This is a genomic window from Gordonia sp. p3-SID1431 (genome assembly GCF_025143765.1).
GTDB classification, from domain to species: domain Bacteria; phylum Actinomycetota; class Actinomycetes; order Mycobacteriales; family Mycobacteriaceae; genus Gordonia; species Gordonia hongkongensis.
Genome location: NZ_JAMBDT010000177.1, coordinates 1 through 3,801, shown reverse-complemented (window position 1 = coordinate 3,801; position 3,801 = coordinate 1). Strand labels below are relative to the sequence as shown.

The 3,801-nt window shown below is 65.6% G+C and carries 4 protein-coding genes; 2 read left to right on the top strand and 2 right to left on the bottom strand.

Annotated elements, in window-relative coordinates:
• Positions 1-52: 52 nt before the first annotated feature.
• Positions 53-544, bottom strand: coding sequence for a nitroreductase family deazaflavin-dependent oxidoreductase (locus M4D77_RS23570; RefSeq protein ID WP_058253570.1), 492 nt, complete (start codon positions 542-544; stop codon positions 53-55).
• Complete coding sequence (locus M4D77_RS23565; protein WP_068970424.1) at positions 544-1,707, bottom strand: steroid 3-ketoacyl-CoA thiolase; 1,164 nt, start codon at positions 1,705-1,707, stop codon at positions 544-546. The genes M4D77_RS23570 and M4D77_RS23565 overlap by 1 nt, the downstream gene beginning before the upstream one ends.
• A gap of 337 nt (positions 1,708-2,044) precedes the next feature.
• On the opposite strand from M4D77_RS23565, the gene M4D77_RS23560 reads away from it, so the two are divergent.
• Positions 2,045-3,364 (top strand): cytochrome P450, encoded by a 1,320-nt coding sequence (locus M4D77_RS23560; protein ID WP_058253568.1) that lies wholly within the window; start codon positions 2,045-2,047, stop codon positions 3,362-3,364.
• Positions 3,361-3,801: nuclear transport factor 2 family protein (locus M4D77_RS23555; RefSeq protein WP_259937697.1), on the top strand; the 441-nt coding region annotated here is incomplete at its 3' end. The genes M4D77_RS23560 and M4D77_RS23555, both read left to right, overlap by 4 nt.

Below are 3,801 nucleotides of genomic sequence, written 5' to 3'. Positions count from 1 at the left end.
CCTCAGGGAGCGGAGGATGTTGCACCTCGGGAGAGCAGAAGGTGTTGAGCGATCAGCGGGCCGGCTCGCAGATGACCACCGGGATCGTTCGTTCCGTCCAGGCGGCGTAGGTGTCGTAGTCCGCGTAGGTGTCGACGAGATCAGGCCAGAGCTCGGCACGCTCGGCATCGGTGGCGGTGCGCGCCACGAGGTCGTGCTTCTCCTTGCCGATCTGGATGGTGACCTGCGGGTTGTCCCGGAGATTGAGGTACCAGGCGGGGTTCTTCGCCGAGCCGCCCTGGGAGGCGACCACGACGAAGGAGTCCCCGCGCCGCAGGTAGATCAGCGGCGCGGTGCGCGGCTGTCCCGACTTGCGGCCGATGGTGGTCAGCAAGCACACCGGCGCGGGCTTGCGTAGACCCGCGCCGACCCGCCAAGTGCCCCCGACGCGACCACCGGTGGCCTTGTACAGCGCGGTGTTCGCCTTCGACCCCAGTTTGATGATCTTGCTGACGATCGGCGAATCCAGTTGCGCGGGCTTGTTGTTCGGGTCGAGTGCGGGCATCAGATGCGCTCGATGATGGTGCCGGTGGCCATGGCGCCGCCGGCGCACATCGTGACCAGCGCGGTCTGACCGTCCCGACGCTCCAGTTCGTGCAGCGCGGTGGTGATCAGGCGAGAGCCGGTGCTGCCCACGGGGTGTCCCAGGGCGATGGCACCGCCGTTCACGTTGACCTTGTCCAGGTCGGCGCCGTGGACCTGGGCCCAGCTGAGTACCACGGACGCGAACGCCTCGTTGATCTCGACGATGTCGATGTCGGACAACGACATTCCCGACTTGGCCAGGACGCGCTCGGTCGCCTGGACCGGACCGTCGAGGTGGAAGGACGGCTCCGCGCCGACGAGCGCCTGCGCCTTGATGCGTGCGCGCGGTGTCAGGCCCAGCTCGCGTGCCCGGGACTCGTCCATGATGAGCACGGCGGCCGCGCCGTCGGAGATCTGTGACGACGTTCCAGCGGTGTGGATACCGCCCTCGAGAACGGGTTTGAGCGCGGACAGGGATTCGAGCGTGGTGTCGCGCAGACCCTGGTCACGGCTGACGTCGAGGATGTTCCCGGTCAGTTCGCCTTCTTTGGTGCGCTCGGGCGCCTTGAGGCTCAGGACCTCGCGGTCGAATCGACCCTCGTCCCATGCCTTACGGGCGTTGCGTTGACTGCGCTCGCCGAGCGCGTCGACGTCGGCGCGCGTGATACCGCGGCGTTTGGCGATCCGTTCGGCGGCCTCGAACTGGTTCGGCATGTCGACGTCCCACGAATCCGCGTGATACGGACCGGCATTGGTGCCGACGTTCGCGCCGAGCGGAACGACCGACATCGTCTCCACTCCGCAGGCGACGCCGATGTCGATCGCGTCGGAGGCGATGAGCCCGGCGATCAGATGGTTGGCCTGCTGCGCCGAACCGCACTGCGCGTCGATGGTGGTGGCTCCGGTCGCCTCCGGCAGACCCGCGGACAGCCAGGCCTTGCGCGTGATGTTGCCGGCCTGGGCGCCTGCCTGGGTCACGCAGCCGCCGATCGCCTGCTCGACGAGGGCGGGGTCGAGGCCCGCTTTCTCGAGGAGGCCGCGTTGGGTGATGCCGAGCAACTCCTCGGCGTGCAGGCCCGAGAGCCAACCGTTGCGCTTGCCGATCGGCGTGCGCGCCGCTTCCACGATGACGGGAACGCCCATCGCCACTCCTTCGTTCGTACCGGTGAACCCGGATGTCCACGGATGAGGCCCGACGGTCCGTCGAGGCCGCTGTGATCACGCTAGAACACGTTCTATGTTTGCGTCTACGCTGGGGTGGATGATGCGGGCAGGGCGGCCCACTCGACGGGTGTTCGACGCCATGCGTCGACGCTGCACGGCGACGAACGCGAATGAATCTGTGAGGGAAGGTCGCAGGTCAAGATACCGGGTCGGGAACAAAACTAGAACAAGTTCTCGTCTGAGAGTGTCGTATGCGTCACAGTGTGCTTCAATGTGATTGAAACAGGTTCTAAATCTCACAGCGAGGTGGTGTGACGTGACCCAGGCCCAGAGCGCCCCGATCGGCAGCGAGCCGACCCCGGCGGATTCTGCGCGCACGAGCCCTTCCGACGTAGTCGCGAAGTGCCCGTTCATGGAGCAGGAGGGGTGGGACTTCACCAACCCCGATCTGCTCGAGCAGGGAATCCCCGTGAAGGAGTTCGCGCAACTGCGCAAGACCGCGCCGGTATGGTGGAATGCCCAGGCGCCCGGCAAGGGCGGTGGTTTCCACGACGGCGGGTACTGGGTGATCTCCAAGCACGCCCATGTCCGCGAGATCTCCAAGAACAACGAGGACTGGGAAACCAACGCCAACGGCGTCATCATGCGTTTCGAAGACGACATGACCGCCGATCAGATCGAGATCACCAAGGCGTTGCTGATCAACCACGATCCGCCGGAGCACACCCGCCTGCGCAAGCTGGTCTCCAAGTTGTTCACGCCGCGCGCCGTGCATTCACTCGAGGAGAAGCTCGACGACGCCGCCCGCGACATCGTCGCCAAGGCCGCGGAGAAGGGCAGCGGTGACTTCGTCAAAGACGTGGCCGTCGACCTGCCGCTGCTGGCCATCGCCGACCTCCTCGGCGTGCCGGAGGTGGATCGGGAGAAGCTGTTCGACTGGTCGAACTCGATGATGAACGCCGACGACCCGGATTACACGACGGATCCGCAGCAGGCCAACGCCGAGATCCTCGGCTACGGCTACACGATGGCCGAGGAGAAGCGTAAGAATCCCGGCGAGGACATCGTCACCACGCTGGTGAACGCCGACATCGACGGGCAGTCGCTCGACGAGACCGAGTTCGGGTTCTTCTTCATCCTGCTGACCGTCGCCGGCAACGAGACCACCCGCAACGCCATCAGCCACGGGATGAATGCCTTCCTGGACAACCCCGATCAGTGGGAACTGTTCAAGAAGGAGCGCCCGGCGACCGCGGTCGACGAGATCGTGCGGTGGGCGACCCCGGTCAACTGCTTCCAGCGGACGGCCAAGCGCGACACGCAGATCGGCGGCGTCGACATCGCCAAGGGTGAGCGCGTCGGCATGTTCTACGGTTCGGCGAACTACGACGAGGACGTTTTCGACGATCCGTTCTCGTTCAACATCATGCGCGATCCCAACCCGCACGTCGGGTTCGGCGGCAACGGTGCGCACTTCTGCGTCGGTGCGAACCTCGCGCGGATGGAGATCAACCTGATGTTCAACGCGCTCGCCGACATGGTGCCCGACATCACCAAACTCGACGCACCGCGCCGTCTGCGCCACGGCTGGATCAACGGCGTCAAGGAACTCCGCGTCGACTACGGCACCAAGTGACCGCAGCAGAGCAGACACCGGCCTACCTCGGCATCGACCGGGAGAACCATCCCGCAGTCGTGGCGGGGCGTCGTTCGCGTGAGTTCGTGGAATCCAGGGACAAACAGGCCTGGATCGACAACTTCGCGGCAGACGCCACGGTCGAGGACCCGGTCGGCCCGTCGATGTTCGACCCGGACGGCGTCGGATTCCGCGGGCACGAGCAGATCTCGGAGTTCTGGGACAAATCGATCGGGACGACCGAGAGCATCGAGTTCCGCTTCGACGAGGAGATCATCTGCGGGAACGAGGTAGCCTACATCGGCAGCATCGTCACCCACATCGCCGGCCATGTCTCCGAGGCGCGCGGGGTGTTCACCTATCGCGCCGACGCCGACGGCAAGCTGTCGGCACTGCGCGCCTTCTGGGAAGTCGAGAAGACGATCAACTCGGTGCGC

Excerpts from the sequence above, each read along its gene's own strand:
- M4D77_RS23570 (WP_058253570.1), bottom strand. The coding sequence starts at position 544 with ATGCCCGCACTCGACCCGAACAACAAGCCCGCGCAACTGGATTCGCCG.
- M4D77_RS23565 (WP_068970424.1), bottom strand. The coding sequence starts at position 1,707 with ATGGGCGTTCCCGTCATCGTGGAAGCGGCGCGCACGCCGATCGGCAAG.